Source organism: Leifsonia tongyongensis, from assembly GCF_010686705.1.
GTDB classification, from domain to species: Bacteria; Actinomycetota; Actinomycetes; order Actinomycetales; family Microbacteriaceae; genus Diaminobutyricibacter; species Diaminobutyricibacter tongyongensis.
Map to the genome: position 1 here is coordinate 1,018,197 of NZ_JAAGWY010000002.1, position 24,482 is coordinate 1,042,678.

The 24,482-nt window shown below is 67.4% G+C and carries 21 protein-coding genes; 10 read left to right on the plus strand and 11 right to left on the minus strand.

Annotated elements, in window-relative coordinates; genetic code table 11:
- Nucleotides 1-97 precede the first annotated feature (97 nt).
- From ilvC to G3T36_RS12895, 6 genes are all read right to left on the minus strand, one after another.
- Nucleotides 98-1,126 carry a ketol-acid reductoisomerase gene (ilvC, locus tag G3T36_RS12870; protein WP_163290138.1) on the minus strand — a complete coding sequence of 343 codons (1,029 nt, stop codon included), beginning with the start codon at nucleotides 1,124-1,126 and terminating at the stop codon, nucleotides 98-100.
- An 88-nt stretch (nucleotides 1,127-1,214) separates the two neighbouring features.
- Complete coding sequence (ilvN, locus tag G3T36_RS12875; RefSeq protein ID WP_163290139.1) at nucleotides 1,215-1,724, minus strand: acetolactate synthase small subunit; 510 nt, start codon at nucleotides 1,722-1,724, stop codon at nucleotides 1,215-1,217.
- A 2-nt stretch (nucleotides 1,725-1,726) separates the two neighbouring features.
- Nucleotides 1,727-3,532: an acetolactate synthase large subunit gene (locus tag G3T36_RS12880; RefSeq protein ID WP_163290140.1), complete on the minus strand. Its 1,806-nt coding sequence runs from the start codon at nucleotides 3,530-3,532 to the stop codon at nucleotides 1,727-1,729.
- Between the two features lie 45 nt (nucleotides 3,533-3,577).
- Nucleotides 3,578-5,272, minus strand: a complete 1,695-nt coding sequence (ilvD, locus tag G3T36_RS12885; RefSeq protein WP_163290141.1) for a dihydroxy-acid dehydratase — start codon at nucleotides 5,270-5,272, stop codon at nucleotides 3,578-3,580.
- A 45-nt stretch (nucleotides 5,273-5,317) separates the two neighbouring features.
- Nucleotides 5,318-6,406, minus strand: coding sequence for an ABC transporter permease (locus G3T36_RS12890; RefSeq protein WP_163290142.1), 1,089 nt, complete (start codon nucleotides 6,404-6,406; stop codon nucleotides 5,318-5,320).
- Entirely contained in the window at nucleotides 6,403-7,401 is a 999-nt protein-coding gene (locus tag G3T36_RS12895; protein WP_338031573.1) for an ABC transporter ATP-binding protein, read from the minus strand. The genes G3T36_RS12890 and G3T36_RS12895 overlap by 4 nt, the downstream gene beginning before the upstream one ends.
- 37 nt (nucleotides 7,402-7,438) lie before the next feature.
- Here G3T36_RS12895 and G3T36_RS12900 point away from each other — a divergent pair, with 37 nt between their 5' ends.
- Nucleotides 7,439-8,407, plus strand: coding sequence for a magnesium transporter CorA family protein (locus tag G3T36_RS12900; protein WP_193571090.1), 969 nt, complete (start codon nucleotides 7,439-7,441; stop codon nucleotides 8,405-8,407).
- Here G3T36_RS12900 and otsB read toward each other — a convergent pair.
- Nucleotides 8,404-9,285 (minus strand): trehalose-phosphatase, encoded by an 882-nt coding sequence (gene otsB / locus G3T36_RS12905; RefSeq protein WP_163290143.1) that lies wholly within the window; start codon nucleotides 9,283-9,285, stop codon nucleotides 8,404-8,406. The two genes, G3T36_RS12900 and otsB, sit on opposite strands and share 4 nt — an antisense overlap.
- A gap of 10 nt (nucleotides 9,286-9,295) precedes the next feature.
- Nucleotides 9,296-10,810, minus strand: a complete 1,515-nt coding sequence (gene otsA / locus G3T36_RS12910) for an alpha,alpha-trehalose-phosphate synthase (UDP-forming) (protein ID WP_163290341.1) — start codon at nucleotides 10,808-10,810, stop codon at nucleotides 9,296-9,298.
- Nucleotides 10,811-10,974: 164 nt separating this feature from the next.
- Between otsA and G3T36_RS12915 the strand changes: the two genes are divergently transcribed.
- Complete coding sequence (locus tag G3T36_RS12915; RefSeq protein WP_420811045.1) at nucleotides 10,975-11,814, plus strand: sugar phosphate isomerase/epimerase family protein; 840 nt, start codon at nucleotides 10,975-10,977, stop codon at nucleotides 11,812-11,814.
- Nucleotides 11,815-11,826: 12 nt separating this feature from the next.
- Here the strand turns inward: G3T36_RS12915 and G3T36_RS12920 are convergent, their stop codons facing one another.
- Together G3T36_RS12920 and G3T36_RS12925 are read right to left on the minus strand one after the other, a co-directional pair.
- Nucleotides 11,827-12,720: an SGNH/GDSL hydrolase family protein gene (locus tag G3T36_RS12920; RefSeq protein ID WP_163290145.1), complete on the minus strand. Its 894-nt coding sequence runs from the start codon at nucleotides 12,718-12,720 to the stop codon at nucleotides 11,827-11,829.
- 85 nt (nucleotides 12,721-12,805) lie between these two features.
- Nucleotides 12,806-13,465 carry a TetR/AcrR family transcriptional regulator gene (locus G3T36_RS12925; RefSeq protein ID WP_193571091.1) on the minus strand — a complete coding sequence of 220 codons (660 nt, stop codon included), beginning with the start codon at nucleotides 13,463-13,465 and terminating at the stop codon, nucleotides 12,806-12,808.
- A 110-nt stretch (nucleotides 13,466-13,575) separates the two neighbouring features.
- Here G3T36_RS12925 and G3T36_RS12930 point away from each other — a divergent pair, with 110 nt between their 5' ends.
- From G3T36_RS12930 to G3T36_RS12945, 4 genes are all read left to right on the plus strand, one after another.
- Entirely contained in the window at nucleotides 13,576-16,461 is a 2,886-nt protein-coding gene (locus G3T36_RS12930; protein WP_163290146.1) for an efflux RND transporter permease subunit, read from the plus strand.
- 2 nt (nucleotides 16,462-16,463) lie between these two features.
- Nucleotides 16,464-18,332, plus strand: a complete 1,869-nt coding sequence (locus tag G3T36_RS12935; RefSeq protein WP_163290147.1) for a YhgE/Pip domain-containing protein — start codon at nucleotides 16,464-16,466, stop codon at nucleotides 18,330-18,332.
- Between the two features lie 93 nt (nucleotides 18,333-18,425).
- Complete coding sequence (locus G3T36_RS12940) at nucleotides 18,426-18,617, plus strand: hypothetical protein (RefSeq protein WP_163290148.1); 192 nt, start codon at nucleotides 18,426-18,428, stop codon at nucleotides 18,615-18,617.
- A 165-nt stretch (nucleotides 18,618-18,782) separates the two neighbouring features.
- The gene (locus G3T36_RS12945; protein WP_163290149.1) at nucleotides 18,783-19,199 is read left to right on the plus strand and encodes a hypothetical protein; all 417 of its coding nucleotides are present in this window, start codon (nucleotides 18,783-18,785) and stop codon (nucleotides 19,197-19,199) included.
- 54 nt (nucleotides 19,200-19,253) lie between these two features.
- On the opposite strand, the gene G3T36_RS12950 is transcribed toward G3T36_RS12945, so the two are convergent.
- The gene (locus tag G3T36_RS12950) at nucleotides 19,254-20,630 is read right to left on the minus strand and encodes a glucose-6-phosphate dehydrogenase (protein ID WP_193571092.1); all 1,377 of its coding nucleotides are present in this window, start codon (nucleotides 20,628-20,630) and stop codon (nucleotides 19,254-19,256) included.
- 29 nt (nucleotides 20,631-20,659) lie between these two features.
- Between G3T36_RS12950 and G3T36_RS12955 the strand changes: the two genes are divergently transcribed.
- From G3T36_RS12955 to G3T36_RS12970, 4 genes are read left to right on the plus strand one after another with little or no spacing between them, the layout of a single operon-like run.
- Complete coding sequence (locus G3T36_RS12955; protein WP_163290151.1) at nucleotides 20,660-22,438, plus strand: glycoside hydrolase family 15 protein; 1,779 nt, start codon at nucleotides 20,660-20,662, stop codon at nucleotides 22,436-22,438.
- A gap of 17 nt (nucleotides 22,439-22,455) precedes the next feature.
- Nucleotides 22,456-22,767, plus strand: a complete 312-nt coding sequence (gene clpS, locus G3T36_RS12960; protein WP_163290152.1) for an ATP-dependent Clp protease adapter ClpS — start codon at nucleotides 22,456-22,458, stop codon at nucleotides 22,765-22,767.
- Entirely contained in the window at nucleotides 22,764-23,276 is a 513-nt protein-coding gene (locus tag G3T36_RS12965) for a DUF2017 domain-containing protein (RefSeq protein ID WP_163290153.1), read from the plus strand. Before clpS ends, G3T36_RS12965 begins: the two co-directional genes overlap by 4 nt.
- Nucleotides 23,273-24,433: a cation:proton antiporter gene (locus G3T36_RS12970; RefSeq protein WP_163290154.1), complete on the plus strand. Its 1,161-nt coding sequence runs from the start codon at nucleotides 23,273-23,275 to the stop codon at nucleotides 24,431-24,433. Before G3T36_RS12965 ends, G3T36_RS12970 begins: the two co-directional genes overlap by 4 nt.
- Nucleotides 24,434-24,482 lie beyond the last annotated feature (49 nt).

Sequence of the window (24,482 nt, forward strand, 5' to 3'; positions counted from 1 at the left end):
CCCCGTTTCTCCCCCCCCCCACCGTGGCGCGTCGCCCGGTCCCCCCCTTCCCCGTCGAGGATGAGGGGAGAACGTGACGACTCGACGTCAGCTCAGCTCAGCGTGCGACTTCGCCGTCGACGTAGTCGTCGTCGTTCGAGGCGTTCCAGGCGAACAGCTTGCGGAGTTCGCGGCCCGTCGCCTCGATCGGGTGCGCCTCGCCCTTCGCACGGAGCGCGAAGAACTCGGGTGCTCCAGCATCCTGGTCGGCGATGAAACGCTTCGCGAACGTCCCGTCCTGGATGTCGGCGAGCACGGCCTGCATGTTCTCCTTCACATGCGGGTCGATCACACGGGGTCCGGAGACGTAGTCGCCGTACTCGGCGGTGTCGGAGACGCTCCAGCGCTGCTTCGCGATGCCGCCCTCCCACATGAGGTCGACGATCAGCTTGAGCTCGTGCAGCACCTCGAAATAGGCCACCTGCGGCTGGTAGCCGGCCTCGGTGAGGGTCTCGAAGCCGTACTGGACCAGCTGCGAGACGCCGCCGCAGAGCACCGCCTGCTCACCGAACAGGTCGGTCTCGGTCTCCTCGGTGAAGGTCGTCTTGATGCCGCCGGCGCGGAGTCCGCCGATGCCCTTGGCGTAGCTCAGGACGAGCGGCCAGGCGTTTCCGGTCGCGTCCTTCTCGACGGCGACGATCACGGGGACGCCACGGCCGGCCTCGTACTCACGGCGAACCGTGTGGCCAGGGCCCTTCGGGGCGACCATGATGACGTCGACGCCCTCCGGCGCCTCGATGTAGCCGAAGCGGATGTTGAAGCCGTGGCCGAAGACGAGAGCGTTGCCCTCGGACAGGTTCGGCTGGATGTCGTCGGCGTACAGGTGACGCTGCACCTGGTCGGGCGCGAGGATCACGATCACGTCGGCCCACTTGGCTGCGTCGGCCGCACTCAGGACCTGGAATCCGGCCTCTTCGGCCTTGGGCTTGGACTTCGAGCCCTCCTTCAGGCCGACGACGACCTCGACGCCCGAGTCGCGGAGGTTCTGCGCGTGCGCGTGCCCCTGCGAGCCGTAGCCGATGACGGCGACTTTCTTGCCCTGGATGATCGACAGATCGGCGTCGTTGTCGTAATAGATCTCAGCCACTTTGTTGTATCTCCTTAATGATGTGGTGCGAGTTGGTTCGTCGCCCGGAAGGGCGAGGTTTTCGGTACGGCGTCGCCCAACGGGCGAGCTAGTTCTTGAAGACGCGTTCAGTGATGGACTTCGAGCCGCGACCGATCGCGAGCAGCCCGGACTGGGCCATCTCCTTGATCCCGTACGGCTCGAGCACTTTGAGCAGCGCCTGGGTCTTGCCGCTGTCGCCGGTCACCTCGATGACCAGCGCATCGGTCGCCACGTCGACGACCCTGGCCCGGAAGAGGTTGACGGCTTCGAGCACCTGCGATCGCGTCGAATTGTCGACGCGCACCTTGATGAGCAGGTGCTCACGCTGCACGGACTGCGCAGGGTCGAGCTCGACGATCTTGATCACGTTGATCAGCTTGTTGAGCTGTTTGGTCACCTGCTCGAGGGGAAGATCCTCGACGTCGACCACCACGGTGATCCGCGAGAGCCCGTCGACCTCACTGGTGCCGACCGCGAGACTCTCGATGTTGAAGCCGCGACGGGCGAAGAGCCCGGCGACCCGGGTCAGCAGACCCGGCTTGTCCTCGACGAGGAGCGACAGGACGTGGGTGCTCATGATTAAGCCTCCTCCTCGAACGCGGGGCTGTGGTCTTTCGCGTACTGCACGTAGCTGTTGCTGACGCCTTGCGGCACCATCGGCCACACCATCGCATCCGCGCTGACGACGAAGTCGATGACGACCGGCCGGTCGTTCGTCTCGAGCGCCAGCTTGATGGCCGCATCCACCTCGTCTTCTTTCGTGACGCGGATGCCGAGGGCGCCGTACGCCTCCGCAAGCTTCACGAAGTCGGGGACGCGCATGGTGTCGTGCCCGGTGTTGAGGTCGGTGTTGGAATACCGGCCGTCGTAGAAGAGGGTCTGCCACTGGCGGACCATACCGAGCGACGAGTTGTTGATGATCGCCACCTTGATGGGGATGTTGTTGATCGTGCAGGTGGCGAGCTCCTGATTGGTCATCTGGAAGCATCCGTCGCCGTCGATCGCCCACACCACGCGTTCGGGTTCGGCGACCTTCGCACCCATTGCAGCGGGAACCGAGTACCCCATCGTTCCCGCTCCCCCGGAGTTGAGCCAGGAGTTCGGACGCTGGTACTTGATGAACTGGGCGGCCCACATCTGGTGCTGCCCGACACCGGCGGTGAAGATGCCCTCAGGGCCGGTCAGCTCGCCGATGCGCTTGATCACATACTGAGGCGCGAGGAGTCCGTCGGAGGTCGGCGAGAACCCGAGCGGGAACTCCTCGCGGAGTCCGTTCAGGTAAGTCCACCACTCGACCAGGTCGGGCGGGCTGTCCTTCGTCGCCTGCCTGTACGCGGTCGTGAGGTCGACGATGACGTCCTTGGCATCGCCGACGATGGGGACGTCGGCCGTGCGGATCTTCGAGATCTCCGCCGGGTCGACGTCGACATGGACGATCTTCGCGTTCGGGGCGAAGAGCGCAGTCTTGCCGGTGACGCGGTCGTCGAACCGCGCACCGAGGGACACGATGAGGTCGGCCTCCTGCAGGCCGAGCACCGCCGGCACCGTGCCGTGCATGCCGGGCATGCCGAGGTGCTGGGCGTGCGCGTCGGGGAACGCACCACGGGCCATGAGCGTCGTGGTCACCGGGGCGCCCGTCGCCTCGGCGAGTGCCAGCAGCTCCTCGGATGCGCGGGCCCGGATCACGCCACCGCCGACATAGAGGATGGGCTTCTTCGCTTCGGCGAGCAACTGGGCCGCCGCGAGGATCTGCTTGCCGTGGGCTTTCGTCACCGGACGGTAGCCCGGGAGGTCGATCTTGGGCGGCCAGACGAACGGAACGGTCTCCTGCTGGGCGTCCTTGGTGATGTCGACGAGGACCGGGCCGGGGCGTCCGGTTCCCGCGATGTGGTACGCGGCCGCGATCGTCGACGGGATGTCCGCCGCGCTCTTCACGAGGAACGAGTGCTTCGTGATCGGCATCGTGATGCCGACGATGTCGGCCTCCTGGAACGCATCGGTGCCCATCAGCGTGGAGAAGACCTGGCCGGTGATGAACAGCGTCGGAACCGAGTCCATGTGCGCATCCATGATCGCCGTGACGAGGTTCGTCGCCCCCGGGCCGCTGGTCGCCATCGCGACACCGACGCGCCCGGTGGCCGCCGCATAGCCTTCAGCGGCGTGCCCGGCCCCCTGCTCGTGGCGGACCAGGATGTGGCGGATCTTCTTCGAATCCATGAGCGGGTCGTAGATGGGCAGGATCGCACCGCCCGGCAGCCCGAAGACGTTGTCGATTCCGAGGAGTTCGAGCGTGCGCACGACCGCTTGCGCGCCGGTCAGCATCTCGGGCGCGGCCCGGCCGGGCTGCGGGGTGGGTAACACGGTCGTTGGTGGTTCCGTGGACATGAGTGAGCGAATCCCTACGTACGAAACGGATGATGAGAGCGCAGGCTACCCGGTGATCGCGCCCTCGGCGGCGGAGTGCACGAGCTTCGAGTATTTTGCGAGAACGCCACGGGTATAGCGCGGAGGTAGCGGTGCCCAGCCTTCTCGGCGAGCGGCGAGCTCGGAGTCGTCGACAAGTAGGTCGAGGGAGCGAGCTGCGATATCGACCCGTATCAGATCACCATCGCGCACGAAGGCGATAGGACCTGCGTCCACCGCTTCGGGTGCTATATGGCCGATGCACAGTCCGGTTGTGCCGCCTGAGAATCGACCGTCTGTCAATAGTAGTACATCCTTGCCGAGGCCTGCGCCCTTGATGGCGGCGGTGATCGCAAGCATCTCGCGCATCCCCGGGCCGCCCTTCGGGCCCTCGTAGCGGATGATGACCACGTCGCCCGCGTTGATCGAGCCCTCGGTCAGCGCATCCATCGCGCCCCGCTCGCGTTCGAACACGCGAGCCGGTCCCTCGAACACGTCGGCGTCGAAGCCGGCCGTCTTGACGACGGCGCCCTCCGGCGCGAACGAGCCCTTGAGGATGGTGATGCCGCCGGTCTTGTGGATCGGGTTGTCGAGCGTGCGCATCACTTCGCCGTCGGGCGCAGGAGGGTTGATCTCGGCCAGGTTCTCCGCGACCGTCTTGCCAGTGACGGTCAGGCAGTCGCCGTGCAGCAGACCCGCGTCGAGGAGCGCCTTCATCACGACCGGCACGCCGCCGTGGCGATCGACGTCGTTCATCACGTACTTGCCGAAGGGCTTCAGGTCGCCGATGTGCGGGATCCGGTCGCCGATGCGGTTGAAGTCGTCGATGGTCAGGTCGACCTCGGCTTCGCGGGCGATGGCGAGGAGGTGGAGAACGACGTTCGTCGAACCGCCGAAGGCCATCGCGACCGCGATCGCGTTCTCGAACGCTTCCTTGGTCAGGATGTCGCGGGCCGTGATCCCGAGCTTGAGCAGGTTGACGACCGCCTCGCCGCTCCGGTGCGCGAAGTAGTCGCGGCGACGGTCGGCCGAGGGCGGAGCGGCCGAGCCGGGCAGGCTCATCCCGAGCGCCTCGGCGACGGACGCCATCGTGTTGGCCGTGTACATGCCACCGCACGCGCCCTCACCCGGGGCGATCGCGCACTCGATGCGCTTGAGGTCCTCTTCGCTCATCTTGCCGGCCTTGCACGCGCCGACCGCCTCGAACGAGTCGATGATCGTGACGTCCTTCTCGGTGCCGTCCGAGAGCTTGACCCAGCCGGGGGCGATCGAGCCCGCGTACAGGAACACCGCGGCCAGGTCGAGTCGCGCCGCGGCCATGAGCATGCCGGGCAGTGACTTGTCGCATCCCGCGAGCAGCACCGTGCCGTCGAGGCGCTCCGCCATCATGACGGTCTCGACGGAGTCGGCGATCACCTCACGGGACACGAGCGAGAAGTGCATGCCTTCGTGGCCCATCGAGATGCCGTCGGAGACGGAGATCGTGCCGAACTGGAGGGGGTATCCGCCGCCCGAGTGCACACCCTCCTTAGCCCCCTGGGCGAGCCTGTCGAGCGAGAGGTTGCACGGCGTGATCTCGTTCCACGAGCTCGCAATGCCGATCTGGGGCTTCTCCCAGTCGGCGTCGCCCATCCCGACCGCGCGGAGCATTCCGCGACTCGTCGTGGCTTCGATCCCGTCGGTGACGACCCGCGAACGCGGTTTCCAGTCGATTTCAGGCATGTGACGAGTCTAGAACGACCGCGACCCGTGATTTTTCATCCGGGCTCAGGCGATGCGGCTGCCCTTCGAGAGCCGGCGTGCGGGCGTGCGTGTGCGCGCCCAAGCCCCGGCGAGCAACGCGCCCGCCAGCAGGACGTGCATGGCCAGACCGACGAACCAGGACGGAACGGACGACTCGTAGACCTCCTTCGGCGTCGGCCCATTGTCGGTCGGGCGGTTGCCGTTCGCTTCCGCCTTGACCTGGGCGCAATAGTCGTTCGTCTCGGCGAGCGGCGGAGCGTGCTGCGCCGTGCGCACCCCCGTCGCGATGATCGTGAAGAGATCGGCCGGCGTGCCCTCCTTCGAGAAGGACCCGGGCGTGGCGTCGGCGACCACCACGTAGGGGTTCGCGGCGAGCATCCACCAGTAGTAGTCGTAACGCGGAACCTGAAACGTGTACGTGGTGGGCGGGTCGCACACGATCTGCGACGGGTCCGTCGTGGACGGGTCTCCCGACGACTGGGACACGTTCGTCTCCGTCACGACGACGTCGCTGCGGGTCACGAGGGTCAGCAGCCCGAACGAGATCAGCGTTCCCGCACAGAGTGCGGCGATCGTGAGGTAGCTGACCACGACCGAGAACAGCGGGCGGTTCACGAGCCCGGAGAGGCCGACGCCGATCGCGGCGAAGACCCCGAGCTCGGCGACGAGGATGAGCGCGGACGTGACGATCGTGAGGGGGCTGAGACCGCCGAGGGTGACGGCCACGATGATGAACGGGAGGCTCACCACGAGGAAGGCGAGCGCGCTCACCCACGAAGCGAGGAACTTGCCCAGCACCAGCTGGCCCGTGGTGATCAGGGTCACCTGCGTGGTCGCGAGCGTCCCCGTGTCGCGGTCGCCGTTGATCGCACTCCCGCTGAGCGCCGGCGTCATCAGGGTACTGAGCAGCAGGACGATGTACATGATGACCGAGTACAACGGCCCGCCGCTGTCGGCGCCCGGGGTGGTCACGGTGAACCAGGTGAAGAGCACGGTCACGGCCAGCAGCACCACCGCGAAGATCCCGATGAGCACGTACCAGGCCGCGCCGCGCACGCGCTGGCGGAGCTCGAGGCCGACGATCAGCCACAGCCCGGGGAAGAACGCCTTCATCGGAGGTCCCCTTCCATGCTCGACGAGCGGTTGAGGTCGAGGAACGTGTGCTCCAGCTCGCCGACAGCGGGCGAGAAGCTGCTGATCTCGACACCGGATGCGACGAGCGCACGCAGGAGAGCCGCCGCATCCGCCTCCCCCGACACGGACACCAGCGTGCCCAGGTTGTCGACCTGCACCCGATCGCCGGTCACGCCGATGGCGGCGAGCGCGGCGGGGACGGCGTCGCGGTCGAGTCCGCGGATGCGCCACTGGCGGCGGGCCGAGGTCGCGCGGGCGACCGTGTCGGCCGAGGCGGTCACACCCGCGGTCAGGTACACGGCGCTGTCGGCCATCTCCTCCAGCTCGGCGAGCACATGGCTCGACACGAGGATCGCGACGCCCTCGCCGGCGAGCCTCCGGATGAGTTCCCGCAGGTCGGCGCGCGCGGCCGGGTCGAGGCCGGATGCCGGCTCATCGAGGATGAGCACGGACGGCCGGTGCACGAGCGCGCGAGCCAGGCTGAGGCGCTGCTTCTGGCCGCGCGACAGCACCCGCGTCGGCGAACCGGCCAGCGCACCCAGCCCGACCAGCTCGACCAGCTCGTCGGCACGGCGTGCGGACGCCTCGGCGTCGATGCCGTACATGCGCGCCGTCGTGCGGATCGCCGACTGCACGGTCAGGGTGGGCCACGACCCGAGCGTGTCCGGCATCCACCCCATCACAGCACGAACCGAAGCCGGGTCCGTCACCGGGTCGAACCCTCCGACACGGACGAAACCGGATGTCGGCTGCAGCAGGCTCGCGAGGATGAGCATGACCGTGGTCTTGCCAGCCCCGTTCGGACCGACAAGGGCGGTGACCGATCCCGGCCGCACCTCGAAGGTCGCCTCGCGCACCACGGGAACCCCGTCGAACGACCTGGACAGACCACCGACGACGATGCCGCCGTGCGGCGCCTCCGCCGCCTCTTGCGCGTGCTCGATCACGTGCGCTCCCCCTCCCGAAGCCGACACGAGCGACTGTAGCAGTCAGCTGCCTTAGCATGAGCGCATGATCCACACCCGCCTGTACCGCAACGGCGTCGTCGAACTCGAGGACTTCCCGCTCGACGACGTCTCCGACCACATCCTCGAACCGGCGTGCACCGTCTGGGTCGACTTCACCAACCCCACCAGGAAGGACCTGGCGGCCCTGGAGGAGGAGCTCGGCCTCCACCGGCTTGCCGTCGACGACGCCGTCGCCGACTTCGAGCGGCCGAAGGTCGACCGGTATGACACCCACCTGTTCCTCGCCGCCTACGCCGTGAGCCTGGATCAGAAGACGGGCGTCCTCTCGACCCAGCCCGTCAAAGCGTTCATCACCCCGCACGCTTTCGTGACCGTTCATTCGAAATCGTTCGACATCGCCGCTGTCAAGAAGAAGTGGGATGACGAACCCGACCTCGCCGGGCACGGCGTCTCCTTCCTGCTCTGGGGCCTGCTCGACTCCGTCGTCGACGGCCACTTCGAGACGGTGCAGGAACTCGACGCCCAGATCGAAAAGCTCGAGGACTCCCTGTTCGACCCCAAACCGAAGTCACCGGAACTGCAACGGCGGTCGTTCGAGCTCCGCAAGAGCCTGGTGCTCCTGCGGCGCGCCGTCCTGCCCATGCGCGAGGTGGTCAACACGCTCATGCGGCGCGACCTCGAAGCCATCGACCCGGCCATGACGCCGTACTTCCAGGACGTCTACGACCACGTGCTGCGGGCGACCGAGTGGACGGAGTCGCTCCGCGACCTGGTGAACACGATCCTCGAGACCAACATCAGCCTCCAGGGCAACCGGATGAACCTGATCATGAAGAAGGTGACGAGCTGGGCCGCGATCATCGCTGTTCCCACAGCGATCACGGGGTTCTACGGACAGAACCTGCCGTACCCCGGGTTCGCCACGGAGTGGGGCTTCATCGCATCGAGTGCGCTGATCGTCGTGATCTCGGTCGCGCTCTACTTCGCCTTCAAGCGCAACGACTGGCTCTAGTCGGGCACGCGTTCGCCGCGAGCGTCGGCCAGCATGCCGAGGAGCGTCGCGATCGTCTCCGGATCGGCGACACGGAACTGCGCGGCCGTATCGCCCTCGCCGACCTTGATTCCGACATCGTTGCGGGTGAGCACTGCGAAGCCGTCCTCGTCGGTGACGTCGTCTCCGGCGAACAGCACGGCCGTCGCGTCGACGTATTCCCGCAGCCTCTCGATGCCGTCCCCCTTGTCCGCTCCACGGACCGAGAACTCGAGGATGTCCTTGCCGTCGCGGACCGTCAGCTCTCCGTCGACCGTCGCAGCTGCGTCGTACGCGGCAGCGTTCGTCCGGGCGGCGACGTCAGGGTCCAGATTGCGGGTGTGGACTCCGAATCCGACGGGCTTGACCTCCAGGCGCGTGCCGGGGGTACGGTCGACGATCGCTCCGAGCAGCTCACCGAGGCGGGCGAGGGTCGCCTTCTCCGGTTCGGTCAGGTCGAGGGAGTCGCCGTCGCGGCCGAACCGGAGCTCGACACCGTGCGAGCCGATCAGGAGCGCGTCCGCGTCGGCCTCCGTCACCTGCTCCAGACTGCTGAGCGGGCGACCGGAGACGTAGGCGACCCAGGTGTCGGGCATCCGCTCGAGCCGGTCGAGTGCGGCCTTCGCGGCGGGAAGGGCACGTGCCTGGCGCGGCTTGTCCACGAACGGCGCGAGGGTTCCGTCGAAGTCGAGCGCGAGAAGCAGGCGGTCGGTTGCGGCGATTCGCCGGAGTGCCCCCGCGAGGGCGACAGCGGACTCGGTGCGGCTCGGTGGCTGGCTACGGCTGGGTGGCTGGCTAGGGCTCGGTGGCTGGCTAGGGCTCGGTGGCTGGCTACGGCTGGGAGGTGCGGTGTTCGTCATCGTGTTCGGTTCATCCCCGGTTCGTGGGCGGGTTCTGCAGGGGGTGGTCGCCGTGGGCGCTGCGCGTGAGGGCATCGAGGAACGACGCCGACCAGCGCGCGACGTCGTTGGTGATCACCCGTTTGCGGAGGGCTCGCATGCGACGTGCGCGCTCGCGGCGCGGCATTGCGATCGCCGCCAGCATCGCCTCCTTGAGCCCCTCGATGTCGTGCGGGTTGATCAGCAGCGCCTGCCGCAACTCGTCGCTGGCGCCCGCGAACTCGCTCAGCACCAGCACGCCGTCCTCGTCGACCCGGCTGGCCACATATTCTTTCGCGACGAGGTTCATGCCGTCACGGAGCGCCGTCACGAGCATCACGTCGGCGGCGAGGTAAAGCGCGACCATCTCTTCGCGGGGATACCCGTGGTGCAGATAGGCGATCGCTGTGTGGCTGATGCTGCTGTAGTCGCCGTTGATCCGGCCGACGGTCAGTTCGATCTCATCCCGCAGCAGGCGGTACGTCTCCACTCGTTCGCGGCTCGGGCTCGCCACCTGGACCAGGGTCACGTCGTCGACCGAGATCTTGTCTTCGGCGAGCAGTTCGCCGAACGCCTTCAGGCGATGGCCGATGCCCTTCGTGTAGTCGAGACGGTCGACGCCGAGCATGATCGTCTTCGGGTTGCCGAGGTCCTCTCGGATCTGGCGCGCACGTTCCTGGATCTCGGGACGGCTGGCGAGGTCCTGGTACTTCTGGGTGTCGATCGAGATGGGGAACTGACGGGCGAGGACGGTGCGGACCAGACCACCGTGCTTGTTGCTCGTGACATGACGATGCGACCCGGACGCCGGGTCGTCCGACTCGATCGGCACCTCGATGATCGGCCCGCGCGTCTCGAAACCCTTGAGCCGGCGAACCGCGCGTGAGAAGTTGCCCGCGTCGGCGACCCGCTGGAACCCGATCACGTCGGCGCCCAGGAGTCCGTCGATGATCTGCCGGCGCCACGGAAGCTGTGAGTAGATGCCGTACGGAGGGAACGGGATGTGGTTGAAGAAGCCGATCACGAGGTCGGGTCGCGCCTCGCGGAGCAGCGCAGGTACGAGCTGCAGCTGGTAGTCGTGGACCCACACGACCGCGCCGGGTGCGGATGCCCTGGCCGCCGCATCCGCGAACCGCCTGTTCACGCGCAGGTACGCATCCCACCACTCCCGGTGATAGCTCGGCGGCGCGATGACGTCGTGGTAGAGCGGCCAGAGGGTGTCGTTGGAGAACCCTTCGTAGTACTCCTCGATCTCCTGCTCGCTCAGAGGCACCGGGATGAGGCTGATCCCGTCGGCCTCGAACGGCTCGATCACCTCGTCGGCGACGCCCGCCCAGCCGATCCATACGCCGTCTTCCTGTCGCATGACCGGCTCGAGAGCTGCGACCAGGCCACCTGGGGACGGCCGCCACGACGCCTCCCCGTCGTCCCCGGCTACACGGTCGACCGGGAGGCGGTTCGAGACGATGACCAGCTCGTACCTCTCGTCGCGAGAGTCTTCGTCGATGCCGTTCTGAGCTGAGATGGTGAGTCCTGTCCGTCGTCGTCCGCCGGGTTACGCACTCCCCTCAGGCTACCAGCGTGCCGGTCGGCGCTCCCCCGGCGGTTCCTCCAACGGACATCCGCCGTTCAGGTGCGCTGGCTACACTGCGGTTGATGCTACGAATCGGCATGAGCACGTCATGTGTGTATCCGCTATCGACGGAGCACGGTTTCCGTTTCGCCAGGCTCGCCGGCTACGACGGCGTCGAGGTCATGGTCACGAACGACGAGACGACGCAGAGCAGCAGTTCGCTGCTCGCCCTCTCGGCCAAATACGACATGCCGATCATGTCGATCCACGCACCCGTGCTGCTCCTCACGCATTTCGTGTGGGGTCGCGATCCCATGGTGAAGCTCGAACGCTCTGCCGACCTGGCCCGTGGCGTCGGAGCGTCGACCGTGGTCGTGCATCCGCCGTTCCGCTGGCAGGCGGGCTATGCGGAGAACTTCCTCCAGATCGTGCGGGAGACCGAGGAGCTCTACGGGGTCGACATCGCGGTCGAGAACATGTTCCCGTGGAAGGTCGCCGGGCGGAGCCTCAAGGCGTACTCCCCGGGATGGGATCCGCGGACCATGGACTGCGATTCCGTCACCCTCGACTTCTCGCACGCCGCGCTGAGCGGACAGGACGGGCTCGAGCTGGCCCGAGCGTTCGGCGAACGGCTGCGGCACATCCACCTGTGCGACGGATCGGGGTCGCTCGACGAAGGGCGGGTCTTCGACGAGCATCTGCTGCCGGGCTACGGAAGTCAGCCGGTAGCCGAGGTGCTCGAACTCCTCGGGGCGGAGCGCTGGACGGGCAACGTCGTCGCCGAAGTGAACACACGCAAGGCACGCACCGATCAGGAGCGGCTGGAGATGCTCGTCGAGACGCTCGACTTCGCCCGGCTGCACGCTACGGTGCCACGCCGGCCACGCTTCTCACCGTCGCGGCGTTCGCTCGCCGCCCGGATGCCCGGCTCGCGCTGAACCCGATCGCGGTCAGTGCCGTCCGGCCAGGGCCGCCTCGAACGCGCGAGCGTATTCGCGATAGCCGGCCGCCGTGGGATGGTATGCCGCGAGGCCTTTCCGGTTGACCCAGGGCTTCGCGCTGCCGACTCCGTGGTTCGTGAAACTCACGGGGACGTACCAGATCTTCACGCCGCGCTCCTGCTGCCTGGTGACGGCCGACTCGGCATCCGCATCGAGCGCGGCCGTCGCCGTGTTCACCGCCGCGGTCGTCGCGAACTCGGGGTTGTTGGTCGCCGGCAGCTCGAAGAGCAGCGGGTAGCCTGTCACGACGATCCGGGCGTTCGGCGCGGCCTCGGCGATCGCCTGGTAGGTCGCCGAAAGACGGTCGGTCAGCACGCCGATGGTGTCGACCGCCTTGTTGAAATCGTTCTTGCATTCGGTCGTCGGGCCGTGCTCACACGCCGTCGCGAGGGCTGCGACGCCGAGGTCGTTGCCTCCGATGCTGACGGAGACCAGGTCGACGTCTCCGTTCAACGCCCAGAGCTGTTTGTTCACGAGATCGTCTGTGGTCGCACCGCTGCAGGCGGCGTTGTGGAGCAGGCGCACGCCCGTGTCGGCTGCGAAGACGGCGGGATAGCTCGACTCGGCGCTGCGCACACAGCCCCCGTGCTCATCGCCGGCCCCCATCCCAGCAGCGAACGAGTCACCGAGGGCGACGTACCGGGTGTCGCCGGTAAGCGTCATGGGCGGCATGTCCTCCGCCTTCGGAACGGGCGCCGGCGCCGGGCTCTTCACGGCCATTCCCCGGCCCGCTTCGGGTCCGCTCACCGGCCCGGAGACGGACCCCAGCGACCAGGCGCCCGCGGCGAGCGCCAGCACGGCCACCACGGACGCGAGGGCGATCAGGAGAGTACGTCGGCGCATTCGTTCGACGCTACCCTCCGCGGAGGGCATGGGCACAACTGTTCAGCTTCTTCCGGTCTGATCTCGGGGTGGATCTCGGGTTCGGTCAGATCTTCTCGGTGAGGGCGAGCACGACGGTGCGGAGGCTCTCGGACACGCGGTCGGACAGTGGGCGCGGGTCTCCGGCGAGAATGGCGTTCTGCGCTGCGCGTTCGCACAGCTCCGCGATGATCCGGACCGCCTCGAGCGGATCGATCACGAACCGGCGCGACACCGAGTCGAGGGCACCGACGACGATGGCCGTCAGCTCGACGAAGAACCGATTCTGGAAGTCGAGGTACCAGCTGGCGACGTCCGCGTCGCGCATGGCGAGCAGCATGAATTCGCTCTGCACGAGGCACCAGCGCCGGTCGTCGGACTGCAGTTCCAGCACCTTCGCGATCACCGTGCCGACCACTTCGTCGCTGATGCCGACTCCCTGCTCGGCGAACGGGCCGAGGTATTCGGCGACGCCCACCTGCAACTGTTCGATCCTGAGTGCGTTCTCACGCTCCATGAGTGCGAAGAACAACTCTTCTTTCGTGGAGAAGTTGGAGTAGAACGCACCGCGGGTGAACCCGGCGGCCTCCGTGATCATCTCGACCGATGCGGCGTGAACGCCCTTCTCGGCGAAGATCTCGAATGCGGCGTCGAGCAGCCGCGCACGCGTCTTCTGGCGCCGTGCCGACTCGGTGGGCGCATCGTCGATCAGTGCTGGGGATTCCAAGCTGAAACCTTCCTGAATCCGCTTTTGAATACATCATTGTATCGGATACATTCGAGTATCGGATACGTTGGTGTATCGAAACTCATTTCATTCCCTGCGTAGGAGAACGCGTGTCCTCTCTGCTTTATTCGATCGGTCGCTGGGCGTACCGCAGTCGAAAACTCGTCCTCTCCTTGTGGATCGTACTTCTCGTCGCCCTCGGCGGTGGCGCGCTGGCCTTCAACCAGGGTACGGACAACTCGTTCAGCATCCCCGGAACCGAGTCGCAGCAGGCACTCGACACGCTCAGCCGCACCTTCCCGCAGGTCAGCGGCACCTCGGCGCAAGTCGTCGTCGTCGCACCCCACGGCAGCACCGTGCGGGCGGCCGACATCACGGCACCGGTGGCGGATGCAGTGAAATCGCTCGGCGAGATCCATGGTGTAGCCGCCGTCACCTCGCCATACAACGAACGGGTGAAGAACACCGTCTCCTCCGACGGCTCCGCCGCCGTCATCACCGTTCAGCTCACCGGCCAGCAGAGCACGGTCACGGCGGCGACCAAGGATGCCGTCAAAGCGGCCGGGGCGGACCTTCAGTCGGCCCTACCCGCCGGCTCCCAGGTCGCCGTCGGAGGACAGGTGTTCTCGCAGACCCTTCCCAGCATCAGCGCGACCGAGCTCATCGGAGTCGGCGTCGCACTCGTCGTGCTCATCCTGACCTTCGGCTCGTTCATCGCGGCGGGCATGCCCCTGCTCACTGCACTCCTCGGCGTGCTGCTGTCCGTCGCACTGATCTTCATCGCGACCCTCTTCGGGCCGATCTCCTCTACGACTCCCCTGCTCGCCCTGATGCTCGGTCTCGCCGTCGGAATCGACTATTCGCTGTTCATCATTTCGCGACACCAGAGTCAGCTGAAGGCGGGGGTGGATCCGGAGGAGTCGACCGCTCGCGCCGTCGCAACGGCAGGATCCGCGGTGCTGTTCGCCGGTATCACCGTGATCATCGCGCTCCTCGGCCTCTCCGTCGCGAACATTCCGTTCCTGACGACGATGGGCATCGCGGCGTCGGTCGCCGTGGCGATCGCCGTCCTCATCTCGCTCACCCTCACCCCCGCCCTGGTCGGTTTCGCGGGCAAGCGCATCACACCCGGGTACCGCGCCACCCGCCGACGCGAGCGAGCTGCCGCGCGAGCTGCCGCGGCTGGGGAACTGACCGAGTCCATCGAGTCGGATGCCGCACCCGCAGCCACCTCCGGGCCCTCGCTCGCGCATGCCGCGAAAGCCGAGATCCCGCCCGGATTCTTCCGCGGCTGGGTGCGCTCGGTCACCCGGTACCCCATCGTGACGATCGTGGCCGTGATCGTCGCGCTCGGAATCGCCGCGATCCCGGCAGCGCAGCTGCGACTGGCCCTGCCCGACGCCGGCTCCCACCCGGCAGGCGACCCGGCGCGCGTGACCTACGACCTCGTCTCCGAACACTTCGGGCCGGGCTACAACGGGCCGCTCATCGTCACCGGCTCCATCGTGTCCAGCCACGACCCCGTCGGGCTGATGACGAAGATCGGCGACGAGATCGCGGCGATGCCGGGTGTCGCGGCCGTCCCCGTCGCGACGCCGAACGCGACAGCGGACACCGGCATCATCCAGGTCATCCCGACGACCGCGCCGGACTCGCCGGCGACCGCCCAGCTCGTGGCCGACATCCGTGCGAAGCACCAGCACTTCCTCGACACGTACCACGTCGACCTCGCGGTGACCGGGGCGACCGCCGTCCAGATCGATGTGTCCGACCGGCTCGGCGGCGCTCTTCTGCCCTTCGGGATCCTCGTGGTCGGGCTGTCGCTCGTGCTCCTGACCATGGTGTTCCGCTCGATCGCGGTGCCGATCAAGGCCGCACTCGGTTACCTGCTGTCCGTTGGCGCCGCCTTCGGAGCCGTCGCGGCGGTGTTCGGATGGGGTTGGTTCGGCAGCGCACTCAACGTCGCCAAGGAGGGCCCCGTGATCAGCTTCATGCCGATCATCCTCATGGGCGTCCTGTTCGGGCTCGCCATGGACTACGAAGTGTTCCTCGTCAGCCGCATCCGCGAGGACTACGTGCACGGCGGCGATGCGCGGCGAGCGGTCCAGAGCGGCTTCGTCGGTTCGGCGAAAGTCGTCACGGCGGCCGCGATCATCATGATCTCGGTCTTCGCCGCGTTCGTGCCCGAAGGAGACAGCTCGATCAAGCCCATCGCCCTCGGGCTCGCGGTCGGCGTCTTCGTCGACGCGTTCATCGTGCGGATGACCCTGGTGCCTGCGGTGCTGCAACTCCTCGGCGACAAGGCGTGGTGGATGCCGCGGTGGCTCGACCGGATCCTCCCCTCGTTCGATGTCGAAGGAGACGGCCTGCAGAAGGAGATCGAGCTGGCCCAGTGGCCGGAACCCGGCTCGACCGCGCTCGCAGCCGCCGAAGGGCTCCGTCTCGCGCGGCGTGACAAGCCGGTGTACTCGGACGTCTCGTTCCGTATCGACGACGGCGACATCCTCGTCGTCGGAGGGGGCCACCATTCCGGCAAGTCCGCCCTCCTCCTCACCATCGCCGGCCGCATGGCGTCCGACAGCGGCAAGCTCAAAGTCGCCGGCTTCGCGCTCCCCACGCGGCGCTCCGCGGTGCGTTCGCACGTCGCCGTCGCTCGACTCGCCCTCAGCACGACCCCGGTCGACGAGGTCCGGCGGGCCATGCAGGGTGACCCGCAGATCCTCGCGATCGACGACATCGACCGGGTCGACGACCCGGCCGACCGGCGTCGTCTGCGCTACGAACTGAGTGACGCGTTCTCCCGCGCCCGGCTCGAGGGCCGCCCGTTCGCTCTCGTGGTCAGCGCCGCCGACCTCGACGCCGTGGACGACGCACTCCCGACCGACGCGGACGCCGGAACCATCTCCCTGGACCGGGCCTCCACCGACCTGAGCGGCGCCCACGGAGCCGGACACCGCCACGCCGCCGACCGCATCCCACAGAAAGTCAACGCCTGAACATGTCGTTCTTCACCATCGAACGCGCCCGCAGCAGCAAACGGGTCACCTGGCTCACCCTGGTCGGCATCCTGCTCGTCCCCCTCGCCATCGGCGGCCTGCTCGTCTGGGCGCTGTGGAATCCCACCGAACGGCTCGGCGACGTCAAAGCCGCGGTGGTCAACCTCGACCAGCCCGTGAAGATCGGCAATCAGCTCGTTCCCCTCGGACGCGAGCTCTCCGCGGGTCTCGTCGACGGAAAGAGCTCCGAGAACTACAGCTGGGTGCTCACCGACCAGAAGGATGCTGCTGCCGGGCTCGCCGACGGGAGTTACGTGACCGTCGTCACCATCCCGAAGGGCTTCTCCAAAGCCGCGACCTCGTATTCGGGCGCAGCAGGCGCAGCCAAGCAGGCGACGATCGACGTCCAGACGAGCGCGAAATCGAAACTCGTCGACTCTGCGGTCAGCCAGGCTGTGACGACCACCGCCACGTCAGTGCTCAACAAGCAGCTGACGTCGACCTACCTCGAAAACGTCTACGTCGGGTTCAACACCGTCCACGACCAGCTGTCGAAGGCGGCGGATGGCGCGGGCGGCCTCGCATCCGGAGTCGCGTCGCTCGCAAGCGGCACGCATTCGCTCGCATCCGCATCCGCCTCACTCGCCGGTGGTATCTCGACCATGAGCGCGGGCATCCAGAACCTGTCGGGCGCGACCTCGGGGCTCGCCGGCGGCCTCGGGCAACTCCAGTCGAACACGGCCGCACTTCCCGCCCAGGCGTCGCAGCTGGCCGGCGGAGTCCAGGGCGTCGCCGACGGCACGAAGAAGCTCGGCACAGCGCTCACGGGGCTCGCTGCAATGTGCGCAGCACACGGTGGGGATGCGATGCTCTGCGGTTCGCTCGAAGGTGTCGCCTCCTCGGTCACGACCGGTACAGGCAGCACTCCAGGGCTCTCTCCGTCGGCCCAGAAGGTCGCGGACGGCGCGAAAGCGTTCGCCGGTGGCCTGCCCGCACTCAGCTCGGGAATCGCGCAGAGCGCATCCGGAGCATCGCAGCTCGCATCCGGTGTCGCGCAGACGGCATCCGGCGCCGACTCCCTCGCCAGCGGAGCGGTCAAGCTCAGCGACGGTGTCACGGCACTCGCCGGAGGCGCCGACAAGACCAGCGCGGGTGCCGCAACCCTGGCGACCGGTCTCACCACAGCCGTCTCGAAGATGCCGACCTACTCTTCGAGCGACCGGACCAACCTCGCACGTGTCGTCGCACAGCCGGTCGCGCCCGCAGCGGCAAAGGCAGGCACAGGGAGCCTGTTCGGCGCCTCGAGCATCCCGCTCTTCGCCGTCGTCGCGCTGTGGCTCGGCGCGCTCGCCACCTTCCTGGTGCTCCAGGCGGTCTCCGCGCGGGCACTTCTGACGACGCGGTCCTCGACCCGGATCGCTCTCGGCGGCTTCCTCCCCGCTGTCGCGATCGGTGTCGCACAGGGGCTGCTCGTCGCCGGAATCATGCAGGCGGCACTCCAGCTCGACGTCGGCCACTGGTTCGCGTTCGCCGGAGTAGCAGCGCTCACCGGGATCGCCTTCGCCGCAGTCAACCAGGGCCTCACCGCCCTCCTCGGGGGAATCGGCCGGTTCATCTCGATGCTGGTCGTCGTCATCACCCTCGCCTCGGGGATCATCTCGACCGTCCCCGGGTTCTTCGACGCCTCCGTCACCTGGCTGCCCACGTCGGCCGCGATCACCGCCATCCAGGGTGTCATCGACGGGACGTCCGGAGTCTGGCGAGGTCTGGGCGCGCTGGTCCTGTGGGCCGTTCTCGGCCTCGGTATGACGGTGGGCGCCGTCGTCCGCCGGAGAACCGTGCGGCTCAGCGAGCTCGCCACGCTCGACTAGGGCCCGGCGGGCCGGCACCCGCATCCTGAGCGGTCGCACCACTGTACCCCTGGGCCCCGTGCGGCTAGCGTGGGTCAGGACGGAGAGGGCCGAATGCGCAAGTACATCTTCAACGGGGCCGTGCTCAGCGCGGCGCTCGGCATCTGGACGACGGTCCGCCGGACGAAGGACGGCGCGCGCGACTGGAAGGTGGTGCTGCTGTGGATCAGTTCCGCGATCTCGCTCGCCATCGCGATCGGAACGGTCATCGAGGAATCCCGCCGACTCGACGACGGAGACGCATAGTCCCGTTGGGGCCACCCGGCCCGGCGAGGCTCAGGCTGCGGCCGCTCAAAGTAGCGCAGACCAGCTGAAATCGGTGATGACACGCGCGGCGTGTCCGCCAGTTGTCGCGTGCCCGATCGGGGACACTTATACCAGTTGGTCCGCTGACCTGGAAGGGGTTCCGCGATGTTCGGTCGCAGACGTCATGTCGCTGCAGTCTCCGCTGCCCCGGTTCCGCAGTTGAGCGAGGCGCAGATCCTCGAGCTCGTGCACCAGAAACTGGCCGAATTCGTCGGCGAACGCGGCGAATGGACGGTGAGCCGTCGAGCGGATGCGGACACCGACGCGATCTTCCACACCATCCTCGCCCGCTCCGTAGCCGTCGGGATCACCGCGGCGATCATGGACGCGAAGCGCAAGCTCGAATCGGGCGATCCCGTCGAGCCTGGGCTGCACGTCGCCGAGGAGTCCGCGGGTGATGCGGACGACGTCAGGGAGCCCGCAGCATTCGGATGGGAGCCCGCACCCATCACCGTGTGGACCGACCTGCGCAAGCCGGTGACCGGTGAACTCCAGGCCATCGTGGAGCGCACAGCGGCCTGACGCCACTGCGAGTCTCTGGCTTGGACGTCGGGGACTCTGCTCGAGCGTCGGGTCTCAGCCGATCCCGATCCAGCCTGACGGGCCCATGGATCCCGCGCGGTAGCTGTCGAGCGGGACTTTGCCCTCCGACCACTCCTTGAGTATGGGCGCCACGATCCGCCAGCACTCGACAGCCGTGTCGCCCCGGACGGACAGCGCGGGGTCGCTGTCGAGCACACCGGCGAGAACTTCGCCGTAGGCGCGCAACTGGCCCGGACCGAAGTCCGCCGTGAGGGATGCGCGCTCGATGACGTCCGGGTCGCCAGGGCCGTTGATGTTCAGCTCGAGCGACATCGTGTCCGGAGCGAGCATGAGCCTGAGCTTCGTGGGCTGGTGCGCTCCCCTCAGGCCCGTAGGCACATGCGGCGCGGGTCGGAACGTGACGACGATCTCGCGCCTGCGCTCACCGATCGCTTTGCCCGAACGGAGGGTGAACGGAACCCCGGCCCAGCGCCACGTGTCGATCTGGAACGTGGCTTCGGCGAGCGTCTCCGTCTCGCGGGAGGGGTCGACACCGGGCTCGTCGACATAGGAGGGGACCTTCTCCCGTCCGACCGTGCCAGCCGTATACCTGCCCCTCCTGCTCGATTCGAGAGGGCTGTCGTTCCAGACGCGAGTCGCCCTCAGCACGGCGCCCTTCGCATCCCGGAGATCCTGCGAGCTGAGCGTCGACGGCGCTTCCATCGCGATGACGGCGAGCACCTGCAACAGGTGACTCTGGATCATGTCGATCAGGGCGCCGGCCTTGTCGTAGTAGCGTGCGCGCCCCTCGAGCGCGAGCGTCTCGTCGTAGATCACGTCCACCCGCTGGATGTGGTCGGAATTCCAGACCGGTTCGAGAATCCGGTTGGCGAAGCGGAGTCCGAGGAGGTTGAGCACTGTCGAGTTGCCGAGGAAATGGTCGACCCGCTGCACCTGGTCCTCCGGGACCAGCTTCGCGAGTTGCGCGTTCAGGGCGATGGCCGAACGACGATCGGTTCCGAACGGCTTCTCCAGCGCAAGCACGGTCTTCGGCGGGAGGCTGACCTTCTCCAGCGCCTTGCACGCCATCGCGGCGATCGCAGGTGGCAGGGCGAAATAGAGCGCAGGGGTTCCTTCGCACGCCTCGAGAAGGCGCGACAGGTCATCCGCCTTCGTCACGTCCGCCCGGATGTAGTGCGTCTTCTTCAACAGGTCGTCGACGGCCGGGCCCTTCGCCTTCATCGTCGCGAACGACGTGCGGACCACGTGCCGCCAGTGCACATCCGTCCAGTCTTCGCTGCCCGCGCCGATCAGCGTGACCCGCCGCTGCGGCTCGCTCGTCAGCAGATCGCCGAGCGCCGGCAGGAGGAGTCTGGACGCGAGGTCCCCACTCCCTCCCAGAACGAGAAGAGTGGTTACGGCTTGCGTCATGTGTTTCACAGTACGGCCATACTGAAGATATGTCCCTCCCCATCGAGGATTACGCCCTGATCAGCGATTGCTACACAGGAGCCCTGGTCGGCCACGACGGGAGCATCGACTGGTTGTGTCTCCCCCGCTACGACTCGCCCTCGATGTTCGGTGCGCTCCTCGGCACCGAGGACCACGGACGCTGGCTCCTCGCACCGGTCGATGCGGCAGCGCGTTCGAGCCGTCACTACGAGGGCGACACCATGATCCTCATCACCCGCTGGAAGACCACCGACGGCGAGGTCGAAGTCACCGATTTCATGCCCCACGGCGACCACCGGGCGGACGTGCTGCGACGCATCCGCGGGGTGAGCGGGACGGTGCGGATGCGCCAGGATCTCCGCATCCGCTTCGGCTATGCGACGGCCGTCCCCTGGGTTCGGCAGGAGACCTCCGAGCATCCGTCCGCCCTGATCGCCGTCTCAGGACCGGACGCCCTCGTCATCCGGGGACCGCGACTGCGTGCGGCCGACCACAGCCATGTCGGACAGTTCGATGTGAAAGCCGGTCAGGTCGTCGATCTCAGCCTCACCTGGTTCAAGTCGCACAAGCCGACGCCGCCACCACCGGACGTCGACGGCGCGCTCGAATGGGCACGCTCCTGGTGGCTCGAGTGGGCGGCCGGGTGCAACCACGACGGTCCCTACCGCAAGGAGGTCGTGCGTTCCCTTCTCGTGCTGAGGGCGCTTACCCATCTGCGCACCGGCGGCATCGTCGCCGCTGCGACCACCTCACTGCCCGAGAACTTCGGCGGCGACCGCAACTGGGACTACCGCTACGTCTGGTTACGGGATGCGTCGCTCACCATCTCCGTACTCCTCGACCATGGCTACAGCGACTTCGTCGACCACTGGCGCGACTGGCTTCTGCGCGCGGTCGCCGGCGACCCCAAGGATGTCCAGATCGTCTACGGTCTCTCCGGCGAGCGCAACCTCGATGAACGGGTCCTCACCACCCTGCCCGGCTACCAGGGCGCGTCGCCCGTCAGGGTCGGGAACGCCGCGTCGTCCCAATTCCAGGCGGACGTGATCGGGGAGGTCATGCTCGCGCTCCACAAAGGGCGCCAGAACGGCGTCGAGGAGACCCGCTTCTCGTGGGCGCTGCAGAGGGCGCTCCTGGGCTACCTCGAAGAACACTGGCGACGGCCCGATCACGGAATCTGGGAGATCCGCGGCGAACCCCGCCACTTCACGCATTCGCGCGTCATGGTCTGGGCGGCCTTCGACCGTGCTGTCGCGGCAGTCGAAGACTTCGGGCTCGACGGACCGGTCGCCCGCTGGCGCAAACTGCGCGACGAAGTGCGGGCCGATATCGAAGCGAACGGCTACGACCGCCAGAAGCACACGTACACGCAGTACTTCGGTTCCGGTGAGGTGGACGCCTCACTGCTCCAGCTCGCACAGGTCGGCTACTGCGACTACGACGACCCGCGGATGCTCGGGACCGTCGCCGCGATCGAACGCGAACTCATGCGCGACGGACTTCCGCTCCGCTACCGCACCGAGACCGGTGTCGACGGGCTCGCCCCTGGTGAGCATCCGTTCCTCGCCTGCTCGTTCTGGCTGGTGGAGCAGTACGCCAACTCCGCCAGGGTCAGCGACGCACGGTCTCTCATGAAGCGACTCCTCGGATTCGCGAACGATGTCGGGATGCTCAGCGAGGAATACGACGTCGAAGGGCGCTCCCAGGCGGGAAACACTCCGCAGGCGCTGACCCATCTCGCCCTCGTACGCGCCGCGGATGCGATAAGCGCCGCGGAACAGCACTGAACTGGGATGATGCAGTGATGACCTCTGTTGCGGCTGCGACGATCGCACCAGGAACCCAGGAGGAGATCGGCACCGACGAGGTGACCGAACTGGGGACGCCGTGGGTCACGATCGTGTGGAACGATCCCGTCAACCTGATGTCGTACGTCACCTACGTGTTCCAGACCTATTTCGGGTTTCCCCGCCGCGAAGCCGAACGCCTGATGCTGCTCGTGCACAACGAGGGGCGCGCCGTCGTGGCCACCGGCCCCCGCGAAGAGATGGAACGACACGTCGAAGCCATGCACGACTACGGGCTCTGGGCGACGCTGACGAAGGCGGACGCATGAACGGATTCCACACTGACAGGGACGGATGCGCTGTCGCATCCTTCGCCCCCGAGGAGGCCGCACTGCTCGTCCAGCTCGCCGGCGAGAGTGCTGAGCTCGTCGACCAGGCACGCCGCACCGACGCCCTGCCCACGGACCCCGCCGTCATCCGCCTCCTGCCCGACGCCTACCCGCAGGACCCGGCCGCATCCGCCGAATTCCGCCGTTTCACCACCGATGGTCTCGCCCAGCGAAAGATCCTCAACGCGCGCATCGTCGTCGAGATGCTCGCCGGATCCGAGGGCAGCGATCCCATCGTCGTACGCCTCGACGACGTCGCCTCACTCGCGTGGCTTCGGACCATCACCGACATCCGCCTCGTCCTCGGCGCTCGGCTCGGCATCGTGCAGGATGGGGACGAAGGTGACATCCACGACGACGAGACCGCGCTCTTGAGAGCGCTGTTCGACTGGCTGGCGTTTCTCCAGGAGACGCTCATCGATGTGCTCGACTCCTCGCTCGAGCAATGACGTTCGTCACCCTCGCGATCGTCTCGGTCGCCGCCCTGGCCGGTCCTCTGCTCGCGCTGAAGAAGAGCTGGCACATCCCGATCGTCGTCGGCGAGCTGCTCGTGGGCATCGTGCTGGGAGCCACGGGCTTCCGGGTCATCGACGCTCACGATCCCACGCTGACGTTCCTTGCCGAACTCGGTTTCGCCCTGGTCATGTTCGTCGCGGGCTCGCATGTTCCGGTGAGGGATTCGGCCGTGCGTGCCGCCGTCGGCGCAGGCGCGGTCCGCCTGGTGGTCGTGGCGGCCGTGTCCATCGGTGTCGGGGTGCTCGTCGCCGCAGCGTTCGGCACATCTCATACGCCGTTGTACGCCGTGCTGATGGCGTCATCGTCGGCCGCGCTGGTCCTGCCGATCATCGGTGGACTCGGCCTCGGTGGCAGTCGCGTGCTTCAGATGACCGCACAGGTTGCGATGGCCGATGTCGCCTGCATCGTCGCTGTGCCGCTTGTCGTGGATCCCAGCCATGCCGGACGTGCTGCGGTCGGCTCACTGGCCGTGATCGCCTGCTCCATCGTGGTCTTCTTCCTGTTCCGTGCCGCCGAGCGCTCCGGACTGCGTCACCGCATCCACCGCGTCTCCGAACAGCGTGGGTTCGCGCTCGAACTGCGGATCGATCTCATCATCCTGTTCGCGCTCGCCGCCCTCGCCATCTTCACCGGGGTCTCGGTCATGCTCGCGGGGTTCGCGCTCGGACTCGTCATCGCCGCCATCGGTGTGCCACGCCGGCTTGCACGACAGCTTTTCGCGATCACGGAGGGTTTTCTCGGTCCGCTGTTCTTCGTCTGGCTGGGCGCCTCACTGGACCTGACCGGTTTGTGGGCGCAGCCGCGCTACCTGCTCCTTGGTTTCGTGCTGGGGGCCGGTGCCCTGATCGCGCATCTCGCGACCAGGCTCGTGGGCCAGCCGGTCTCGCTGGGACTGTTGTCCGGAGCGCAGGTCGGCGTACCCCTCGCGGCCGTGACGGTCGGTACGCAGTCGGGGCTGTTGTCGTCCGCCGAGGCGGGAGCCATCATCGTCGGTGCGCTGATCACCGTCGCGGTCGCTACCGTGAGTGGCGGATCCGCAGCACGGCGCGGGTTCGTCGTGAAGCCTGTCGAGCACGCTGACGAGCACTGATGCGTGAGCGCCTGCGCTATGCTGCCAGCGCGGCGGTGGCCCGGCGGCG

Bases quoted from the DNA above. Each gene is read 5' to 3' on its own strand.
- ilvN (WP_163290139.1), bottom strand. From the start codon at position 1,724: ATGAGCACCCACGTCCTGTCGCTCCTCGTCGAGGACAAGCCGGGTCTG.
- G3T36_RS12970 (WP_163290154.1), top strand. From the start codon at position 23,273: ATGACGTTCGTCACCCTCGCGATCGTCTCGGTCGCCGCCCTGGCCGGT.
- G3T36_RS12915 (WP_420811045.1), top strand. From the start codon at position 10,975: ATGAGCACGTCATGTGTGTATCCGCTATCGACGGAGCACGGTTTCCGT.
- clpS (WP_163290152.1), top strand. From the start codon at position 22,456: ATGACCTCTGTTGCGGCTGCGACGATCGCACCAGGAACCCAGGAGGAG.
- G3T36_RS12935 (WP_163290147.1), top strand. From the start codon at position 16,464: ATGTCGTTCTTCACCATCGAACGCGCCCGCAGCAGCAAACGGGTCACC.
- G3T36_RS12940 (WP_163290148.1), top strand. From the start codon at position 18,426: ATGCGCAAGTACATCTTCAACGGGGCCGTGCTCAGCGCGGCGCTCGGC.
- G3T36_RS12920 (WP_163290145.1), bottom strand. From the start codon at position 12,720: ATGCGCCGACGTACTCTCCTGATCGCCCTCGCGTCCGTGGTGGCCGTG.
- G3T36_RS12955 (WP_163290151.1), top strand. From the start codon at position 20,660: ATGTCCCTCCCCATCGAGGATTACGCCCTGATCAGCGATTGCTACACA.
- G3T36_RS12890 (WP_163290142.1), bottom strand. From the start codon at position 6,406: ATGAAGGCGTTCTTCCCCGGGCTGTGGCTGATCGTCGGCCTCGAGCTC.
- G3T36_RS12950 (WP_193571092.1), bottom strand. From the start codon at position 20,630: ATGACGCAAGCCGTAACCACTCTTCTCGTTCTGGGAGGGAGTGGGGAC.
- G3T36_RS12965 (WP_163290153.1), top strand. From the start codon at position 22,764: ATGAACGGATTCCACACTGACAGGGACGGATGCGCTGTCGCATCCTTC.
- G3T36_RS12880 (WP_163290140.1), bottom strand. From the start codon at position 3,532: ATGTCCACGGAACCACCAACGACCGTGTTACCCACCCCGCAGCCCGGC.
- G3T36_RS12900 (WP_193571090.1), top strand. From the start codon at position 7,439: ATGATCCACACCCGCCTGTACCGCAACGGCGTCGTCGAACTCGAGGAC.
- ilvD (WP_163290141.1), bottom strand. From the start codon at position 5,272: ATGCCTGAAATCGACTGGAAACCGCGTTCGCGGGTCGTCACCGACGGG.
- G3T36_RS12945 (WP_163290149.1), top strand. From the start codon at position 18,783: ATGTTCGGTCGCAGACGTCATGTCGCTGCAGTCTCCGCTGCCCCGGTT.
- otsB (WP_163290143.1), bottom strand. From the start codon at position 9,285: ATGACGAACACCGCACCTCCCAGCCGTAGCCAGCCACCGAGCCCTAGC.